Raw genomic sequence first — 18,060 nt, forward strand, 5'->3', positions numbered from 1 at the left:
AACGCTCCCTTCGTCTAGTGGTTAGGACGTGGCCCTCTCAAGGCTAAAACAGGGGTTCGAGTCCCCTAGGGAGCGCCACCGTGGCAATGCGAGACCCGATCAGACCCGGCCGATGCCGGGTCTTTTCGTTTGTGCCGCCCTCCGCGCGCAGGCGGGGATGGAAGCGCATTCCTATAGAATGCGCAGCCTTCCTCGCACGTCATACCGGAAACGCCCATGCCCTTCGTCGTCACCGAGAACTGCATCAAGTGCAAGTACACCGACTGCGTGGAGGTGTGCCCGGTGGACTGTTTCCATGAAGGCCCCAACTTCCTGGTGATCGACCCGGACGAGTGCATCGACTGCACGCTGTGCGAGCCGGAGTGCCCGATCAACGCCATCTACCCCGAGGACGACGTGCCGGCCGGGCAGGAAGGCTTCGTGGCGCTCAACGCCGAGCTGGCCAAGGCCTGGCCGGTGATCACCGTGCGCAAGGAACCGCTGCCCGACGCGGGCGACTGGGAAGGCAAGCCGGACAAGCTGCCGCTGCTGCAGCGCTGAGCCCACCGCGCGGCCGTCCAGGCCCGGCGCGCCCCCAGCCAACAAAAAAGGCGCCGCAAGGCGCCTTTTTCGTGGACTGCGCGGACCCGATGGATCAGGTGCCGCCCAGCTTGTTCTTCAGCTCGGCCATCAGGCGCGTGGCCTCCGGGCCGTTGGCCGGCAGGCCGCGCGGATCCACAGCCGAGACGTAGACGCCCGAGCTGGTCTCGGCCACGCGCACCAGGAAGCTGGCGCCCTGGTAGGTCACATCGAAGCTGCCCAGCAGCTGCGCACGGCTGGCGATGGTCAGGCCATCGACCGTGCCCAGCGCATCGCCGACCTTGGCGAACACCTCGTCGCGCTTGCCGGGGACGTTGAAGCCGGAGGTGCTGCTGGCCGCCGGGGCGGCCTGCTGGCCGCGGCCCTCGGCGCTGCCGCTGGCCACGGTCGGCACCTGCATCGCGCCGGCGGTGTTGGGCAGGTTGAGGTCCGGCGGGACCTCCAGCGGGCGGGCCTGCTCGCTCAGCGCGTAGTCGCCCTTGGGCCCCTTGTGGAACCACTTGCAGCCGGACAGGCCGACGATCGACATCGCCAGCACCACCGGCACGACCACACGCGAAAGACGGGAAACACGCATTGAATGACTCTCCGTTGTTGATTCAGGCCGCGAGCGGTTCGCGGCTGGATTGTTCTTCGAGCACGGCCCGCCGTGCGGCCAGGCGATCGGCCAACCCGGTGTGGGCGGCCGACAGCGGCAGCAGCGGCAGGCGCAGGCCCTGGCCGATGCCGGCGCGCTGCAGCAGCGCCTTGACCGGGATCGGATTGGACTCGATGCCGAAGAAGGCATGGAATTCTGCCAGCTGCGCGTCCCAGGCGTCGGCTCGGGCGGCGTCGCCGGCGCGCGCCAGATCGCACAGGCGGCGGTAGGCGCCGGGCAGCGCGTTGGCGCCGACCGAGATCAGCCCGTCGGCGCCGGCCAGCAGCGCCCGACAGGCGGTGGCGTCGTCGCCGCCGAGGACGGCGAAGGTCTCGGTGCGCAGTGCCAGCAGCGCCTGCATGCGCGCCGGGTCGGCCACCGCCTCCTTGATGCCGACGATGCCGGGGTGAGCGGCCAGCTCGGCCACGGTCTCGGGCAACAGGTCGCAGCCGGTGCGGCCGGGGACGTTGTAGAGCACCACAGGCAGCCCGCCCTGCTCGGCCACCGCGCGGTAATGGGCGACCAGACCGGCCTGGGTGGGGCGCACGTACGGCGGGGTCACCACCAGCGCGGCGTGCGCGCCGGCTGCGGCCGCCAGGCGGGTCTGGGCGATGGTTCTGGCGGTGCTGGACTGGCCGGTGCCGGCCAGGACCGGGACCTGGTCGCCGATCTGCTCGACCGCCGCGCGGATCAGCTGGGCGTATTCATCTTCGGACAGCGTGGCCGCCTCGCCGGTCGAGCCCGCCACCACCACGCCCTGCACGCCGCCGCGCAGCTGCTGGGAAAGCAGCGCGCGCCAGGCATCCAGATCGAGGTCGCCGGCGCCGGAAAACGGCGTGGCCAGGGCGGTGATACAACCGGAAAGGAACAAGCGCTTCGCCTGTAGGGAGGGATACGCACGGAACGCCGCGCACGGGCAGCGATGTTACTTGCGGCGCGAAAGGACGGGCAAGTATGCTGGCCGCGCTTCACCGGCCCCCTCCCGGGCGCCATTCAGACTCGTTGCAATGCCGGAAGCCCCTTTGACTGACACCACGCCCCGGCCTTCGCCGAACGAAAACCACCTCCTGATCAACGCCTACACGACGCATCCGGAGTCGCCCCTGCTGGGCGTGACGCGTCGGATCGCCGATTCGGGCTGCAACCTGGTCGATGCGCGGTTGTCCACGGTCGGGCGGGACGTGTCGGTGACGGCGCTGGCCACCGGTTCCTGGGACGCGGTGGCCAAGCTGGAGGCCATGCTGACCCGCCTCGAGCGCGAGGAAGGCCTCAAGCTGATCTGGTACCGCACCGCCGCCAAGGTCGTACAGTCCAACCTGCTGCCCTACATCGTCGAGGTGGTGGCCGCCGACAAGCCGGGCATCCTGTTCCAGCTGGCCGATTTCTTCGACCGCCAGGGCATCACCATCGAGAACCTGCAGTCCACGCGCTACCGCGCGATGCAGACCGGTGCGGAGATGTTCTCGGCGCAGGTCACCATCGGCGTGCCGGCCAACATGCACATCGCCGCGCTGCGCGACGATTTCCTCGAATTCTGCGACCATCTGAACCTGGACGCGATCATGGACCCGATGAAGTTCTGACGATGGCACCTGCCGACCAGGCCCTGTCCAAGTCCACCCTGAAACTGCCGCTCGCCCTGTCCGGCGGCACCTCCACCACGCTTGCCGATTTCGCCGGCCACTGGCTGGTGCTGTACTTCTATCCGAAGGACAGCACGCCGGGCTGCACCACCGAGGGGCTGGAGTTCAATGCGCTGCTGCCGCAGTTCCGGCAACTGGACGCCACGGTGCTGGGCGTCTCGCGCGATTCGGTCAAATCGCACGACAACTTCTGCGCCAAGCAGGGATTCGACTTCCCGCTGGTCAGCGATGCCGACGAGGCGCTGTGCAAGGCCTTCGACGTGATCCGCGAGAAGAACATGTACGGCCGCCAGGTGCTGGGGATCGAACGCAGCACCTTTCTGATCTCGCCCGACGCGCGCATCGTGCAGGCGTGGCGCAAGGTCAAGGTCGCCGGCCACGCCCAGGCCGTGCTCGACGCGCTCAAGGCCGCCCGATCCCAGTGACCCCCACTGTTTTCCTTTACCCCCACCACCCCGCCCCGCGGGCCGTGGTGGCCTGCTGCTGTCCGTCCAACAGGAACCGCCGATGACCCGAAGCAAGCGCATCTACGTGCTGGACACCAACGTCTTGATGCACGACCCGACCGCGCTGTTCAAGTTCGAGGAACACGATGTGTTCCTGCCCATGCAGGTGATCGAGGAACTGGACAATGCCAAGAAAGGCATGTCCGAAGTCAGCCGCAACGCGCGCCAGGTCAGCCGCTTCCTCAACGAGCTCATCGTCGGCGCCGACGCCCAGCAGATCCAGCTGGGCATCACGCTGGTCCATCCGCAGGGCCTGAGCCTGCGCCAGCCCTCGCAGATCGGCCAGCTGCACTTCCAGCTCAAGCCGGTCGATCCGGGCCGCACCTTCGGCACCATCGCGCCGGACAACAAGATCCTGGCCGCGGTGCTGCAGCTGCGCGAGGAGCATCCGGGCACGCCGGTGATCCTGGTGTCCAAGGACATCAACCTGCGCATCAAGGCCTCGATCAGCGGCCTGGTCGCCGAGGACTACGAGAACGACCGCGCGCTGGACGACTTCAGCCTGCTCTACACCGGCGCCACGCAGCTGCCGGAGGACTTCTGGCATCGCCACCAGGGCGACCTGAAGTCCTGGAGCGACAAGGGCGGGCGCACCAGCTACGAGGTGACCATGGCCGACGAGGAGGACTGGTTCCCCAACCAGTACCTCTACCTGCCGGGCGAGGACGAAGTCGAGCTGCGCGTGGTCAAGGTCAACCCGGACGGCAAGGCCACGTTGACGCTGGTCGACGACTTCCGCGGTGGTCAGCACGCGGTATGGGGCATCAGCGCGCGCAACCGCGAGCAGAACTTCGCGCTCAATGCGCTGATGGACCCGGAGATCGATTTCGTCAGCCTGCTCGGCACCGCCGGCACCGGCAAGACGCTGCTGGCGCTGGCCGCGGGCCTGGCCCAGACCATGGACCAGCAGCGCTACCGCGAGATCATCATGACCCGCGCCACGGTCAGCGTGGGCGAGGACATCGGCTTCCTGCCCGGCACCGAGGAGGAAAAGATGACGCCGTGGATGGGCGCGCTGACCGACAACCTGGAAGTGCTCACGCATAACCAGGAAGGCGGCGCCTGGGGCCGGCAGGCGACCAACGACCTGCTCGCCAGCCGCATCAAGATCCGCTCGATGAACTTCATGCGCGGCCGCACCTTCCTCAGCCGCTACCTGATCATCGACGAGGCGCAGAACCTCACGCCCAAGCAGATGAAGACGCTGATCACCCGCGCAGGTCCTGGCACCAAGATCGTCTGCCTGGGCAACGTCGAGCAGATCGACACCCCGTACCTGACCGAGACCACCTCGGGCCTGACCTACGCTGTGGACCGCTTCAAGGGCTGGGCGCACAGCGCGCACATCACCCTGCGTCGCGGCGAGCGCTCGCGCCTGGCCGACTTCGCCTCGGAAGTGCTGTGACGCCAGCGGCCGGCGCGCGCCGGCCCGGGCCACGGCGCAGGAGGCGCGAGGCGCGGGGCCATGGCTGAGGCGCACGAGGGCCTGCCGCTGCAGGCCAGCGACGGCCATCGCTGGACGCTGCTGCGCCGCGTCCCGGCCCAGCCGCGGGCCAGCCTGCTGTGGCTGCCGGCGCTGGGCGTGGCGGCACGCCATTACGTGCCGCTGGCCGAGGCCCTGGCCGAACGCGGCATCGCCGTGTTCCTGCATGAGGCGCGCGGCCATGGCAGCAGCAGCTGGCGTGCCTCGCGCGAGGTGGACTGGGGCTATCGCCAGCTGCTGACGCTCGATCTCCCCGTCAGCGCGCAGGCGATGCGCGAGGCCCTGCCCGGCCTGCCGTGCGTGATCGGCGGCCACAGCCTGGGCGGACAATTGGCCGGCTGCCACGCCGCACTGACCGACACGCCCTTCGACGCGCTGTGGCTGGTCGCCAGCGGCACGCCGTACTGGCGCACCTTCCCGCTGCCGCGCGGGCCGCTGCTGCCGCTGGCGTACCGCTTCCTGCCTTGGCTTGCGCGCCGTCGCGGCGCCCTGCCCGGCCATCGCATCGGCTTCGGCGGCAACGAGGCGCGCAGCCTGATCGAGGACTGGAGCCGCGTGGGCCTGGGCGGGCGCTACGCCGGTCAAGGCATGGACGTGGACATCGAGGCCGCCATGGCCGCCTGCACGATCCCCATGACCGGACTGCTGTTTGCGCAGGATTGGCTCGGGCCGCCGGCCTCGCTGCGCGCACTGATGGAGAAGTTCGCGCACGCCAGTCCACGCAGCGTGGCCGTGCTGGACCGTCAGGCGCTTGGGACCACGCCCGATCACTTCGCCTGGATGCGCAAACCGGAGCCGGTTGTGCAGCGACTGGCGGCTTCGCTCGACTAAGCCTGAAGCCGTGCGTCGTCGCGCCGATAGCGGCGCGGTGCGATGCTATGCGCCGGACCCCTTCCAACGACACGCGCATGTCCCTCACGCTTTCCCCGGCACCGAAGATCGCCATCATCGGCCTGGGCTATGTCGGCCTGCCGCTGGCGGTGGCCTTCGGCAGGCAGACCGCCACGATCGGCTACGACCTGGATGCCACGCGCGTGGCCGAACTGCAGGCGGGCCACGACCGGACGCTGGAGACCTCGAGCGAGGCGCTGCGCGCGGCCACCGGCCTGCGCTGCAGCGACGATGCGGCCGACCTGGCCGGCTGCGAGGCCTTCATCGTCACCGTGCCCACGCCGGTCGATGCCTACAAGCGCCCGGACCTGAGCGCGCTGGAGGCGGCCAGCCGCACGGTGGGACGCGCGATCCGCCGCGGAGGCCTGGCGATCTTCGAATCCACCGTCTACCCCGGCGCGACCGAAGAGATCTGCGTGCCGATCATCGAGGCCGAATCGGGCCTGGTGTTCAACCGCGACTTCCATGCCGGCTACAGCCCCGAGCGCATCAACCCAGGCGACCGCGAACATCGGCTGGAGACCATCATCAAGGTGACCTCCGGCTCGACCCCGGAAGCGGCCGCGCGCGTGGACGCGCTCTACCGCGCGATCGTGCCGGCCGGCACGCACTGCGCGCCGAGCATCCGCGTGGCCGAGGCGGCCAAGGTGATCGAGAACACCCAGCGCGACGTCAACATCGCCCTGGTCAACGAACTGGCCCTGCTGTTCCATCGCTTGGGGATCGATACCGGCGACGTGCTGGCCGCGGCCGGCACCAAATGGAACTTCCTCGGCTTCAAGCCCGGCCTGGTCGGCGGCCACTGCATCGGCGTGGACCCGTACTACCTCACCCACAAGGCGCAGCAGGTCGGCCATCACCCGGAGGTGATCCTGGCCGGACGCCGCATCAACGACGGCATGGGCGCCCACGTGGCCCAGCGCACGATCAAGCTGATGGCCCAGCGCGGCCTGGCCGTGGCCGGCGCGCGGGTGCTGGTGCTGGGCCTGGCGTTCAAGCAGGACTGCCCGGACCTGCGCAACACGCGCGTGGTGGACATCGTGGCCGAGCTGGGCCAGTTCGGCATCGCGCCGGACATCCACGATCCCTGGGTCGATGCGCAGCAGGCACACCACGAATACGGCCTGACCCTGCTGGACGCGCCCGCGGCGGCGCACTACGACGCGGTGATCCTGGCCGTGGCGCACCGCGAGTTCATCGCCCTGGGCGCCGCCGGCATCCGCGCGCTGCTGCGCCAGGACGGCGTGCTGTTCGATGTGCAGCGCGTGCTGGACCGCAGCCTGGTCGATGCGCGTCTGTGACGCTTCCCATGATTTCGAAGACGAGATCCACACCATGAAGATCCTGGTCACCGGCGCGGCCGGTTTCATCGGCGCGCGCCTGAGCGAGCGCCTGCTGGCGCGCGGCGACAGCGTGCTGGGCTACGACAACCTCAACGACTACTACGATCCCACGCTCAAGCAGGCGCGCCTGGCGCGCCTGACCGGGCAGCCGGGTTTCCAGTTTGTCCATGGCGCGCTGGAAGACAGGCCGGCGCTGGAGGCGGCGTTCGACGCGTTCAAGCCCGAGCGGGTGGTCAACCTGGCCGCGCAGGCCGGCGTGCGCTATTCGCTGGTCAATCCGCACGCCTATGTGGAAAGCAATCTGGTCGGCTTCATGAACATCCTGGAGGCCTGCCGCCACCGCGAGGTCGGGCACCTGGTCTACGCCTCGTCCAGTTCGGTCTATGGCGGCAACCGCAAGCTGCCCTTCGCCGTGGAGGACAGCGTCGATCATCCCTTGAGCCTGTACGCGGCCAGCAAGAAGGCCAACGAGCTGATGGCGCACACCTATAGCCATCTCTATCGCCTGCCGACCACGGGCCTGCGCTTCTTCACCGTCTACGGCCCCTGGGGGCGGCCGGACATGGCGCTGTTCCAGTTCACCCGGCGCATCCTGGCCGGTGAGCCGATCGAGCTGTTCAACAACGGCCAGCACGCGCGCGACTTCACCTACATCGACGACATCGTCGAAGGCGTGATCCGCACGCTCGATCATGTTCCCGGGCCCGACCCGCACTACGACCCGCTGCAGCCCAACCCCTCCACTTCCGATGCGCCGTACCGGGTCTACAACATCGGCAACAGCGCGCCGGTGCAGTTGCTGGACTACATCGACACCCTGGAGCGCGCGCTCGGCGTCAAGGCCGTGCGCAAGCTGCTGCCGCTGCAGCCTGGCGATGTGCCCGATACCTTCGCCGACGTCAGCGCCCTGCAGCGCGACGTGGGCTATGCGCCGTCCACGACCATCCAGACCGGCATTGCCGCGTTCGTGGCGTGGTACCGGGAGTACTACGGGGTCTAAAGCGCGGCGGATCGCGCGCACCGACTGCATGCAGCCCGCCTGGCGACGGCGCCGCGTCAGCATCGGCGGCGGCACGCTAGAAAAGTTGAGAAAAGGTGTTGACGCGATGGCCCGAAACACGAATAATCTCGCTCCTTCGCAGCGCGCCCGTAGCTCAGCTGGATAGAGTACCTGGCTACGAACCAGGCGGTCGGGAGTTCGAATCTCTCCGGGCGCGCCACTACAAAGACAAGAAAGCCAGTGGACTCCACTGGCTTTTTTGTTGCCTGTTTTCCGCCGATCCATGGCGCGGTTCCGGGCCGCCCCCGGCTTCTCTTCGGCGCTTCCGAGCCGATGTCCCGGAACAACGCGCGGACCGTCTGTGCGCGTCGGTGCGATAGTCGAGTCGCTGCGCATTGCATGGTCCAGATGCGCCAACAGTAGGCGTCGCTTACGCCACTGCGCTGCAGGAGCGCTCACGGTGAATCGTCGAGGCGTATGCGCCTGGCCCCTCGCACGGCGCACGCCGAATGCCATCGCGATCGCACGCCGCACTTAGGCGCGAATGCGCGCCACACGCGCGGCAATGGACGACCAGGCATGCATTCGACTCCGTGCTTCAACTACCGAATCGCGCATACGAAAAACCCGCCGGAAGGCGGGTTTCAAGGACTGGCGGAGTGAGAGGGACACAATTTGGAATCCTCTAACGCCTTGAAGTTGTTAGCTTTTCCCTGCCTGGACACCCGCAAATTGTGTCCAAGAGATGGTCCAATCCTAGCCGAGGTCACCAGCAATTGGGATCCCTCAGTCGGAGCGGTCCCAGCGGGTGCGCGCTGGCGTCCACATCGCCCGGTCGCGAGCAGTGAGACAGCCGCCTTTCAAGATGAACGGGCCACCTTCTGAAGCACGCCATGGACGCCCCTGACTACGCCCCCATTCCCAATACGCTGGCCTTCTTGGACAAGCTCAAGCGGCCTTCCAAGCCCCCGAGCGTCTTCGACAGGATTGAGCGCGGGGTTTTCAAAGTGACCCTGGTCCTTGCGGGTTTCATGCTCGTCGCTGCGGGTCTGGGTGTCCTAGGGGTGCTCTCCAGGGAGGTCATCCGGCTCCTCACGATGTCCATCCTTATCGCGATCCTGGCTCTCTTCTTGGTATGGGCCATCAGCCAGATCGTCGAAATGCTGCTGGCACTGCGAACCGGCTACCGCCGCGCCGCCAACCGCGTGGATCAGGACATCGAACAAGACGACGCCATCGTTCAAGAACTGACCCTGTGCGATCCGTTCAGGTTGCGCGAGCGGTCCAAGCACCTGGAAGCCAAGGCCAAGCGGTTGACACGTCAGGCCGGCATGGGACCTGTCATTGCCGCCATTGGCGTGGTCGTCATCAACTTCCAGGACTCGGCGGAAAAGGCTGAGCTGTTTGCCCGACTGAAGAGCGTGCCCCTTTTCATCTACTCCGGGAGCCTCGGTGTCCTGCTGGGAGCCGCAGCGCTGACGGTCTTTGCCGGGAAGTTGGAACACATTGCTGGGCTCTTAGCAATCGCAGCAGACCGGATCGACAGGAAATGACAGCGCGGCCAACTGGCCACAAAGGCGTGGGATTCCGGTTCGGCATTGCTTCTGGCAGCGACTAATTTTCATTTTTGTGAATAGGAGCGGGTTTGGGCTCTTGCGCTTCCGGGGCAGCGCGCTTGTATGCAGGCAACCCCCTCAAAGCTCGAAAGGAGCACCATGCCCGCTGAAACCCAACTACGCATCGCCAGCCAACTGCTCGGCCATCTGCTGTCCCAGCAATCCAATAGGACCATCCCCGGAAGTATGCTGGACATCCGCTATTCGCTGGATGTCGCCGCCGAACTGATGCGTCAGCAAAGCGGCGGGAACGGCGCACCACCCACCTACGATTACGCCCCACCCCAGCCAACGGAAGAGCCTCGGACCCGAGAAGCGCTCATCGTTCGCGAGATGGTGAGTCAAGACCAATGGCGGGCAAACCGGCAGCGGAAGGCCGCACCCGAACCCGCCGCCACGCCACGGAAGAAGCCCACGCTTCACTGAGAGACGAGCCCCTCAACAGCAAGACGCCCCGCAATGCGGGGCGTTGTCCTTTCAGTGGAGGCGTGGCCGGCGGCGAACTGCAGGCGCCGTCGTTGGTGAGGGCGTTGCTAAATCCTGACCCTCCAAAAGCTCCGCCGGTTCCGATGCCAGGCGGTAACGCCCCAGCAGCTCACGGCTCCAGCTTTCCAGGTGCACAGCCGTGGCCGCGGCTTCCTCGTCGCACACCGCTTGCTGCTCCGGAGTCACCAAGGCGCGGACTTCTGCCAGTTCCTGGGTGCGCATTTCCAAGGTGGACAGGCGCCGCCCCCGTCGCTGCGTCCAATCTTTGGAACTCCACGACGGGCCAGGCTGCGCGTGGTTGACGGTGAATTCTTCCCAAGATCGCTGCGCCATGTGGCAAAGCCGTTGGGCTCGTCGCACCGCGTCCAGGCGACGGGAGAACTTCAGTAGGTTGGCCTTGAAGCGACGAAGGCGGCGAACCAGTTCCTTGAGGTCCGACGGCAGCCGCGTGTTTTCCGCGAACGCCGATGCCCGTTCCTTGGCCCAGGCAAGCAGCTGCCGGGTGGCGCGAAGGGTTTGCGCCAAGGCCTGGTCAAGGATCGGGGACCACAGGTCGGCCGCTTCCGCGAACAGTTCTTCGGCACTGGGCGGCGAAGCGGTGACAGTGCCCTCGCCCGTCGCAGTGCCACCGCGCCCTTGGAGAGTCCGAGCCAAGTGGCGGTTGACCACGATCTGCCCTTGGCCTGCTCCCAGCGGAAGGGACAAGACGGCCGGGGGACGGCGCGCTTCGCGAACCGCTTGGGCTTGGTCGTGCCCCTCCGGCACGGGCATCACCCGGCCCTGGTCTTCGAACAGTGCCACCAGTTTCCGGAAGGTTTCGTCATTCGCTTCCTCCACCGCTTGATTGGCCTCGGCACGCTCCGACTTCCCGCCCCGGCGCTCGATGGCGGTGCCGTTCTTACCCACGTGCTGGGTGGGTTCGCGAGAGAGGACGGCGGCAGTGGCCAAGTCGCCGTTGGCGAGAGCCTCATCTGCCTGAGCTTTGAGGCTGCGATGGTCCACCCGCGCGTCCAGCTCGGCCGCCGCAAGGTGGGCATTGGTCTTGGCGGCCACCAGCTCTCGCACCCACTCCACCTCGGCCCTGCCCGAGGGTCCGCCGTCCAGCTCACGCGTTTTATCGGCCAGGCCATCGGGGCCAACGCGACGCGTGGTCGCCAACACATGGACGTGGTAGTTCAGTCCGTCCTTGGCGCCAGGGCTGTGGATGCTGGCTTGGGCGGCAAACCCGTAACGATTGACGAGGGCCCTGGTCACCTCGACCGCCAAGGCCGACCGCTGCTCGTCATTGAGTTCGTGAGGCAGAGCAAACTCGAACTCGCGAGCGACCGTCGAATCTTTGCGCCGCTCCGCGGCCTCCGCTGCGGTCCAAAGCTCGGCAGGGACCAGCGCCCAGTCGGGCGCGTGCTCGGGGGCGATGACCCGAGTCTCGACCACGCCGTCCCGGCGCCGGTAGTCGTGGCGCACGCCGGTGCGCTCGTCTGCGAGCAGCAGGCCGGCCCGGTATGCAGCCGCTGCGATGGACGAATGTCCTTTCGCGCGGCTGAAGGTCTTGATGTTGGCGTGGTAGATGGCCATGCGACTCCAAAGCGGTGACGATGCTTTGGTTATGCCGTAGCTTTCGGTTTGCGCAAGCGCCCATGGCGCTTGGGGTTCAAGGGGCGAAGCCCTTTGCGCACGCGTTCCGTAGGAACGCCTAGGTGCGCTCTTGCTTATTCTCGAAAGCTCCTGTTTTTCAGACTTGAACGATTCGGCAACCTTCGAATTTTCGGAAGCGGTCGAAACTTGACGAGGCGCTTTTCCCTGGTTGACTCAATGCCAGGAACAAGGGAGACGCGCATGACCGCAACGAATCACTGCCGGGACCAAATCGAACGAGCTATGGAACGGTTGGCCCAGCTGCAAGCGAAGGAGCTTTTAGCCAACCAGCGGCGCGAAGCCAAGGCGCAGGAAACAGCGAAGCGGGAAGAAATGAAACGACGGCAACGCGTGGCCGACCTAGTTTTTTTAGCCGGTGCCCATGCGTTGGACGACAAGGAACTGGAAGCCCTGCTCACCAATCACATGAAGGGCCGGGCAGGCTCACTCCACTGACCGTCCAATCTACAAAGCAGGCTTCATCGGCCAGCGCCACTCAGGAGCCGCCCATGGCCATCCGCGGCCCCTGCTCCTGCTGGTCGCTTTGCTGCTGCGTCTGCTCTGACGCTTGCTGGCGAGCTTGGGTCTGTTGAAGAACTTCGGCCTGCTGCAGGTTCTGCTGTGTCGGCTCCGTGAGGTGTGTCGCCGTTCGTGACGGTTGCGCAGGGCACACTCAATTACGGAGCTTCGCAGGCGCGCGGCCTTTTACTGATTCTTCAGAATTTTCAGCAAAGATTCTAAGTCAGATCCTTCAGGAGCCGCGAGGAGAGAATCCTTCTGCTGGGCGCTGATTGCAAAATAGGTCATGCGGCCAGTAGGCGACTTTGTAAAAAGATAGAATCCTGCAAGCTTGGGCTGGTTCGTGATCTCATATACGCCTTCGTCTTCGATGATGAAGTGAATATTTTTTGGCTTACTTTTCTCGTCAGGCTTCTTTGGATGCCACATCTTCACGTCGCCCTGAACAAAAGCTTTGCCCCCTTTTAGAAGTAGGCGAAATACCTGAGACACAGCCTCGGATTTATTGCACTGCAGGAAGATACCCCGCTTCCCGCCGATGGTCTCAAATGTTAGAACCTTTCTGTAATCAGCCACTTGACTTCCCTTTTCCTTGTCGTATTAAGAGGAACCTTCGTTGCAGCAGCCCGCCTATGTATTGGTTAGAGGTGTTCAATCGTGATGAATTATTTCGTCGCATCGAAAACTTAAGTGACGAGCAACTCCAGTCATTGACATGCCTATTCTTGTCCACAGAGCTCGCTTGGCAGTATGGGCACATGGGCGATGGGCATATTCTTGGTGGCTGTCTATTAAGAAGCCGAGAGACACACGATGAGCATATCTTAGCGTTGGATATACCAGATTCCGGGTTAGCTCCCTCATTAGTGAATTGACCAGGCCACCCCTCAAAAAACTGTCTCTGAACTAAGCACTTCGGGCTGCCGTCCCCCACTGCCCCGTCCATCTTCGCTCTCGCATTCGACAGTGGCTTCACTCGGCAACACAGAACTCTTGCCGTTGGTCCCCCGCACAATCTCTCGCACGTGAAGCGCCTTCATTTCTGCTCCTTGGAAGTGCGTCTGCCTTGGCAGTCTAGCCTTGGTAGACGGCATAGGTGAAGGGGCGGGCTACGCCCACCCCCTGCTGGCCAGGCTGACGTGCTGTCTCCCACCGATGACCAGGTGGTCGAGGACCCGGATGTCGAGAAGCGCCAGCGCCTGCTTCAGGCGCTCGGTGACCTGGCGGTCGGCCCGGCTGGGCTCCGGGTTTCCGCTCGGGTGGTTGTGGAAGAGGATGACCGCGATGGCGTTGAGCTCCAGGGCCCGCTTGGCGACGATACGGGGATAGACTTCGCAGGCGTCGATGGTGCCGGTAAAAAGGTGCTCGGTGGCCAGGATGTGATGCTTGGTGTCGAGGAAGACGACGCCGAAAACTTCGTGGGGCAAGTGAGCGCAGCGAGCAACCAAGTAGCTGCCGGCCTGCTCGGGACTGTGGATGCGGCCTTGGCGTTGAAGGCGTTGCTCCAGGATGGTTGCGGCGGCGAGCAGAATCCCTTCCTCGTCAATCTGAAGTTGATACTGGACTGCTCGCTCTTGGGTGCACTTCATTGGTTCTTCTCCACCGGCGCGAAAGGCGCCTCGTGGGAACCGATAGGCGAAGCGTCCAGCCCTACCGCACCCGAGAGCGAGCACCGCGCAAGCGGCGCACAGCGAAGGGCCGCAACAAAGCGCCAGCGCCGAGAAGGAGGCCTGCCCTTGCGGATAGGGACAGCGAAGCTAAGGTCCCTTTGAGAGGCCCAGCGTTGGTGGAGACAGCATCATGCATGCCCCCCCCAAGGCTTGCGGACCAAGCTGCATTCGGATGGACGGGGTAACTGGTGTCAGCAGGCGTGATTGGGCTTCGCAGTTAGTGATGGGCTACTGCGGACCTGTGCATGCTTGCCCTACGCAGCATCGCCGCGCATGAGAAGCACGCGGGGATCGGGATAGGCTGGTCGGCATCAATGGACTCAGACTTGTTCGTCTATGTTTTCCAGCTCGTGCCAAGACAAGATTTCCTTGGCCCGACGGCCGACGAACTGCGCGTCCTCACTCGTCATCGCCTTGCTCTCGATGGCAGCAGCCATGTTGGCAAAGGCCCGCCAAAAATGGCGGCGATCAGGACTTGAGGCCCGCAGAGCGGGCACCGCAGCATCCAGGCGTTCGAGGTAACGGCGAAGCTCGACTCTGTCCATGGGCTTGAGTATCGGCAGTGCTGTCGCACCGCTTGAGATGCCGCCGCCAACGCCACACGCCTAACCTCAGATGGCGCTGAGCGACCATTGGCTCCCACGTCCGGCAAGGTCAGACTGCACTCCTGGCATTCGTCGCACCATCGGTGTCTCGCCCTATCGAATGTCAGAAAGTTCCGATCTAGGCGTATCGCTGCTTTGAATATAAATTCAGACTAACAATAACAGGATGACATTTAGCTTAAATTCATTTTCAAAGTCGAGCAAAAATCTCACGTAGTTAGCTTATTTAATGCAAACAGTACGCAATTGACTGCGATAAATCGCACCGATTTTTCTCAAGACCTTGTTTTATAAGGCCTCTCGCCGGATAACGAATTAGCGAATTCCGGAAGCGCCCTATCGGCGATACCCTGACGCCTAAGGACTTCGCCAACGCCGCAAGTTTTTGTATCGCCCCCATTGACGAATTCGCCCCCTGTTTTATCCCTACTTCCATCTTTCGATGGAAGTGACCCATGACCACTCTACCCTCCGCAGCACTCAACGATTACATCGCCTCGCCGTTCGGCCTCCTGCATTTGGAAGGCATCCACATCGGCCGCTTCCGCATCGAGCGCGCCATCATCCGAGGCCGGGAAGCGGCCATTAATCTCCAAGAGTGCATCTTGGCCGCGCTCGACGAAACCGGACGAAAGAGCGGCCTGAGGAACAGCACACGCTATCCCGCGCAGTTGCCCATGGGCACCCTGTCGCGCCCCTTGACCAAAGAAATCGAAGACCATCTGGAGGACATGCGCCGCCGGCAGCTGGACCCAAAGACAGTGCTGGCCACGGAGCGCACGTTGAAGCTGTTGCTCCTGACCTGCGGCAACATTTCAGCAGCTCGAGTGGACTATCACCACATTCAAGAGCTCTGGAAGCTGCTGCGCTGGGCCCCAAGGAACTTGGTGTCGGACCCGCTGCTGAAGGACCTCACTTTCGACGAGGCCATCGCCATGGGCAGAGAGCAAGACGTGCCGCCGCTGGCGCCTGCCACCGAGGAACGTCATCGCCGGTTCCTCGTCGCCTTTTTCAACCACCTGGTCAACGGGCAAGCCATCGTTTCTTCGCCCATGAAAGCCTTCCGGAAAATCAAGGAGGACGACATCATCGATCCAGAGAAGGCCATCCGGCTGTTCGAGGACGAAGACCTGCAGGCCATTTTCGACTCCGAGACCTTCATCCCCTGGGCCAAGAAACCCCAGTATTGGTGGGCGCCGATGATCGGCTTGTATACCGGCGCCAGGGTCAACGAGGTCTGCCAGCTGAAGCTGACAGACATCATCGAGGAACGCGGGGTGTGGTGCATCTCTTTCCAGAAGACGTTGGACCAAGACTTGGCCGCGGACCCGAAACGCCGTCGGCGCAGCCGGCAAAGCATGAAGGGGGCGGGCTGCATGCGCATCGTTCCCATCGCCAAACCGCTCTTGGACGCTGGTTTCCTCGAGTTCGTAGAGGACATGAAGGCCACCGAGCACCCCCGACTGTTTCCCCTCCTCTCCGCGGGCGTGAACCGGAAGACTGGCGAAACAAATGCACGTTACAGCCAGCAGTTCGTGGTCGACTTTGGCCGCTACCTGAAGAGCCTGGGCTTTCCCAAGGGCATCGGATTCCACGCCTTCCGCCACACCCTGGCCACCGAGCTCGATGCCAATGACGTTCCAGAGAAGGAGATTGCCCTGGTCACCGGCCATAGCACGGATCCCCGCGACCGGGTCCAAGTGCTGCGCAAGCACTACCTACACAAGCGACCGCAGGTGACGCGTAGCAAGCAAATCAGCGCTCTGGAGCTGTATCAGCCCAACGTAGAGCTGCCGCGCTACCAGCGGGGTCAGTTCGATGCGTGCTTGGTCGATCCGAGCAAGTTCTACCCTTGATTCAAGACGCCCCCTATCCGAACTCGGAACGTTCTATGCTTGGGGAAACCGAGAGGGGTTCTACCCCGAAATCACGGACGGTTGTAAAAGGGCTGAGAACTTCTGGTCTTGCCTGGCGACCCTTCGTCGCATCCTCGGGTTGTGGAACCGCTCGATGTATTCGAACACATCCGCCCTCGCGGCATCGAGCGTTGGGTAGGTCATGCGGTAGACCCGCTCGCGCTTGAGCAGGCCGAAGAAGCCTTCGCACGCGGCGTTGTCACCGCAGTGGCCCACCGCGCTCATCGAGCACACCAAGCCGTTGGCCGCCAGGTAACGCTGGTAGTCGCCGCTTCGGAACTGGCTGCCACGGTCGGAGTGCAGGATCAGTGGATGGCTGCCTTGGCGCTGCCAGACCGCCATCTGCACGGCCCTGATCACCATCTGACGATCCTGACGATGATGCATTGACCACCCCACCACCCGCTGGTCAAACAGGTCCAGCACGATGCACAGATACAGCTTGCCTTGCCGGGTCTTGAGCTCGGTGATGTCGGTGACCCACCTGGTCTCCGGCTCCAACGCGGTGAAGTCCCGCTCCAGCAGGTTGCGCACACCCGGCGGCGTCAGCGCCGGCTTGCCGCGCTGGCCTCGCCGCTTCGGTCGCGGCCAACCCTGCAGGCCATCGGTCGCCATCAGACGCGCCACCCGGTTCAGGCTCGCCGTCTCGCCTTCCTCGGCAAGGTCTTCATGCATCCGGCCGGCGCCCAATGTGCCCCGGCTGTCCTCATGCAACTCACGGATCCGGCCGAGCAAGCGCTGGTTGTCGCGCTCCCGGGCACTGGGCAAGCGCTTACTCCAGTCGTAGTAACCGCTGGCCGAGACCCGCAGGCAACGACACATCAGTCGCACTGGAAACTCATCGCGGCAACGTTCGATCACCTGATACCTCAGGATGATCCCTTGGCAAAGAACGTCGCCGCTTCTCGCAAAAAATCCCGCTCCTTCTTCACCCGGGCCAGCTCGCGCTTGAGCCGCGCCAGTTCCTCGTCCCGGGGCGTCCCGGTGCCACCGAAGGCCACCTGGCCCCGGCTCTGGGCCTCCCGCTTCCAGCGGGTCAGCAATGCATCCCGGATCCCCAGCTCCCGGGCCACCTGGGCACAGCTGACGCCCGGCTGGCTGGCCTGCTCAACCGCACCGCGCTTGAACTCGGTGCTGAACTTCCTTCGCTTCGACATGAACACTCCTCATGGCCTTGATCGGCCTTCTCGTAAGTGTCCGTGAAAACGGGGGTGAACCCGTCGGGATGCCCTGAACGGTGTTCGGGCTCCGCCTAGCAGGCCGAACACCGGCACGACCCGGTCTACCGGCCCCAACCCGCCGGCACAGCCCTTCGTCGTCAACGTGACCCGCCCTGGCGTCTCTGACAAGGCCGTTGACGTTGCACTACGCGCGGCCTGGTTGTCCGGCTTCCTCCAGACCGCCGACCTGCACCCCGGGCCCAGCGGCCTCCTCACCCCATTTAAGGACACGCGGATGTGGATCGCCGGGTTCAAGCCCGACGGCAACCGCGACCGGTAGGCAGGCACTCGCCTTCCCACCTCCGATCCCT

Annotated in this window: 18 protein-coding genes, 2 tRNA genes and 1 pseudogene; 14 read left to right on the forward strand and 7 right to left on the reverse strand. The window is 64.6% G+C overall.

The genetic code is table 11. The features are described 5' to 3' along the window. The first annotated feature begins 3 nt into the window (after positions 1–3). Positions 4–78, forward strand: a tRNA-Glu gene (locus tag ACFJIT_RS09020). A 138-nt stretch (positions 79–216) separates the two neighbouring features. Continuing rightward, the gene (gene fdxA / locus ACFJIT_RS09025; RefSeq protein ID WP_130518949.1) at positions 217–540 is read left to right on the forward strand and encodes a ferredoxin FdxA; all 324 of its coding nucleotides are present in this window, start codon (positions 217–219) and stop codon (positions 538–540) included. 94 nt (positions 541–634) lie between these two features. Here the strand turns inward: fdxA and ACFJIT_RS09030 are convergent, their stop codons facing one another. Beyond that, a complete protein-coding gene (locus ACFJIT_RS09030; protein ID WP_130518951.1) occupies positions 635–1,156 on the reverse strand; it encodes a hypothetical protein in 522 nt (173 codons plus the stop codon). A 22-nt stretch (positions 1,157–1,178) separates the two neighbouring features. Beyond that, positions 1,179–2,087 carry a 4-hydroxy-tetrahydrodipicolinate synthase gene (dapA, locus tag ACFJIT_RS09035; RefSeq protein ID WP_379655637.1) on the reverse strand — a complete coding sequence of 303 codons (909 nt, stop codon included), beginning with the start codon at positions 2,085–2,087 and terminating at the stop codon, positions 1,179–1,181. 136 nt (positions 2,088–2,223) lie between these two features. Here dapA and ACFJIT_RS09040 point away from each other — a divergent pair, with 136 nt between their 5' ends. The 9 genes from ACFJIT_RS09040 to ACFJIT_RS09080 all read left to right on the forward strand — a co-directional run bounded on the left by ACFJIT_RS09040 (position 2,224) and on the right by ACFJIT_RS09080 (position 10,124). After that, complete coding sequence (locus tag ACFJIT_RS09040) at positions 2,224–2,799, forward strand: glycine cleavage system protein R (protein WP_130518955.1); 576 nt, start codon at positions 2,224–2,226, stop codon at positions 2,797–2,799. Positions 2,800–2,801: 2 nt separating this feature from the next. After that, entirely contained in the window at positions 2,802–3,284 is a 483-nt protein-coding gene (locus ACFJIT_RS09045) for a peroxiredoxin (protein ID WP_379655638.1), read from the forward strand. 82 nt (positions 3,285–3,366) lie between these two features. Continuing rightward, the gene (locus tag ACFJIT_RS09050; protein WP_130518959.1) at positions 3,367–4,770 is read left to right on the forward strand and encodes a PhoH family protein; all 1,404 of its coding nucleotides are present in this window, start codon (positions 3,367–3,369) and stop codon (positions 4,768–4,770) included. 60 nt (positions 4,771–4,830) lie between these two features. Continuing rightward, positions 4,831–5,679, forward strand: coding sequence for an alpha/beta fold hydrolase (locus tag ACFJIT_RS09055; RefSeq protein WP_379655639.1), 849 nt, complete (start codon positions 4,831–4,833; stop codon positions 5,677–5,679). Positions 5,680–5,756: 77 nt separating this feature from the next. After that, positions 5,757–7,040 carry a nucleotide sugar dehydrogenase gene (locus tag ACFJIT_RS09060; protein ID WP_379655640.1) on the forward strand — a complete coding sequence of 428 codons (1,284 nt, stop codon included), beginning with the start codon at positions 5,757–5,759 and terminating at the stop codon, positions 7,038–7,040. A gap of 34 nt (positions 7,041–7,074) precedes the next feature. Further along, the gene (locus ACFJIT_RS09065) at positions 7,075–8,082 is read left to right on the forward strand and encodes an NAD-dependent epimerase (RefSeq protein ID WP_379655641.1); all 1,008 of its coding nucleotides are present in this window, start codon (positions 7,075–7,077) and stop codon (positions 8,080–8,082) included. Between the two features lie 143 nt (positions 8,083–8,225). Further along, positions 8,226–8,302: transfer RNA gene (locus ACFJIT_RS09070), tRNA-Arg, on the forward strand. A gap of 673 nt (positions 8,303–8,975) precedes the next feature. Then, entirely contained in the window at positions 8,976–9,635 is a 660-nt protein-coding gene (locus ACFJIT_RS09075) for a hypothetical protein (protein ID WP_379655642.1), read from the forward strand. A gap of 162 nt (positions 9,636–9,797) precedes the next feature. Then, complete coding sequence (locus ACFJIT_RS09080) at positions 9,798–10,124, forward strand: hypothetical protein (RefSeq protein ID WP_379655643.1); 327 nt, start codon at positions 9,798–9,800, stop codon at positions 10,122–10,124. A gap of 51 nt (positions 10,125–10,175) precedes the next feature. Here ACFJIT_RS09080 and ACFJIT_RS09085 read toward each other — a convergent pair whose 3' ends face one another. Further along, positions 10,176–11,759: a MobA/MobL family protein gene (locus ACFJIT_RS09085; RefSeq protein ID WP_379655644.1), complete on the reverse strand. Its 1,584-nt coding sequence runs from the start codon at positions 11,757–11,759 to the stop codon at positions 10,176–10,178. Between the two features lie 261 nt (positions 11,760–12,020). On the opposite strand from ACFJIT_RS09085, the gene ACFJIT_RS09090 reads away from it, so the two are divergent. Further along, positions 12,021–12,275 carry a hypothetical protein gene (locus ACFJIT_RS09090; protein WP_379655645.1) on the forward strand — a complete coding sequence of 85 codons (255 nt, stop codon included), beginning with the start codon at positions 12,021–12,023 and terminating at the stop codon, positions 12,273–12,275. 249 nt (positions 12,276–12,524) lie between these two features. On the opposite strand, the gene ACFJIT_RS09095 is transcribed toward ACFJIT_RS09090, so the two are convergent. The 3 genes from ACFJIT_RS09095 to ACFJIT_RS09105 form a co-directional block, all read right to left on the reverse strand. Next, positions 12,525–12,914, reverse strand: a complete 390-nt coding sequence (locus ACFJIT_RS09095; protein ID WP_379655646.1) for a hypothetical protein — start codon at positions 12,912–12,914, stop codon at positions 12,525–12,527. A 533-nt stretch (positions 12,915–13,447) separates the two neighbouring features. Then, entirely contained in the window at positions 13,448–13,927 is a 480-nt protein-coding gene (locus tag ACFJIT_RS09100; RefSeq protein ID WP_379655647.1) for a RadC family protein, read from the reverse strand. Positions 13,928–14,328: 401 nt separating this feature from the next. Beyond that, on the reverse strand, positions 14,329–14,553 hold the full coding sequence (locus ACFJIT_RS09105) for a hypothetical protein (RefSeq protein WP_379655648.1): 225 nt from the start codon (positions 14,551–14,553) through the stop codon (positions 14,329–14,331). A gap of 515 nt (positions 14,554–15,068) precedes the next feature. On the opposite strand from ACFJIT_RS09105, the gene ACFJIT_RS09110 reads away from it, so the two are divergent. Further along, entirely contained in the window at positions 15,069–16,469 is a 1,401-nt protein-coding gene (locus ACFJIT_RS09110) for a site-specific integrase (RefSeq protein ID WP_379655649.1), read from the forward strand. A gap of 60 nt (positions 16,470–16,529) precedes the next feature. On the opposite strand, the gene ACFJIT_RS09115 is transcribed toward ACFJIT_RS09110, so the two are convergent. After that, a protein-coding gene (locus tag ACFJIT_RS09115; RefSeq protein WP_087944427.1) for an IS3-like element ISStma5 family transposase occupies positions 16,530–17,686 on the reverse strand; the annotation gives its coding sequence in 2 pieces (ribosomal slippage) (positions 16,530–17,446 and positions 17,446–17,686; 1,158 coding nt in all). A gap of 64 nt (positions 17,687–17,750) precedes the next feature. Here ACFJIT_RS09115 and ACFJIT_RS09120 point away from each other — a divergent pair. Then, a pseudogene (locus ACFJIT_RS09120) lies at positions 17,751–18,029 on the forward strand (hypothetical protein); the annotation flags it as partial. Positions 18,030–18,060 lie beyond the last annotated feature (31 nt).

Origin of the sequence: Pseudoxanthomonas sp. UC19_8, from assembly GCF_042700505.1 — a bacterium.
Taxonomy (GTDB): domain Bacteria; phylum Pseudomonadota; class Gammaproteobacteria; order Xanthomonadales; family Xanthomonadaceae; genus Pseudoxanthomonas_A; species Pseudoxanthomonas_A winnipegensis.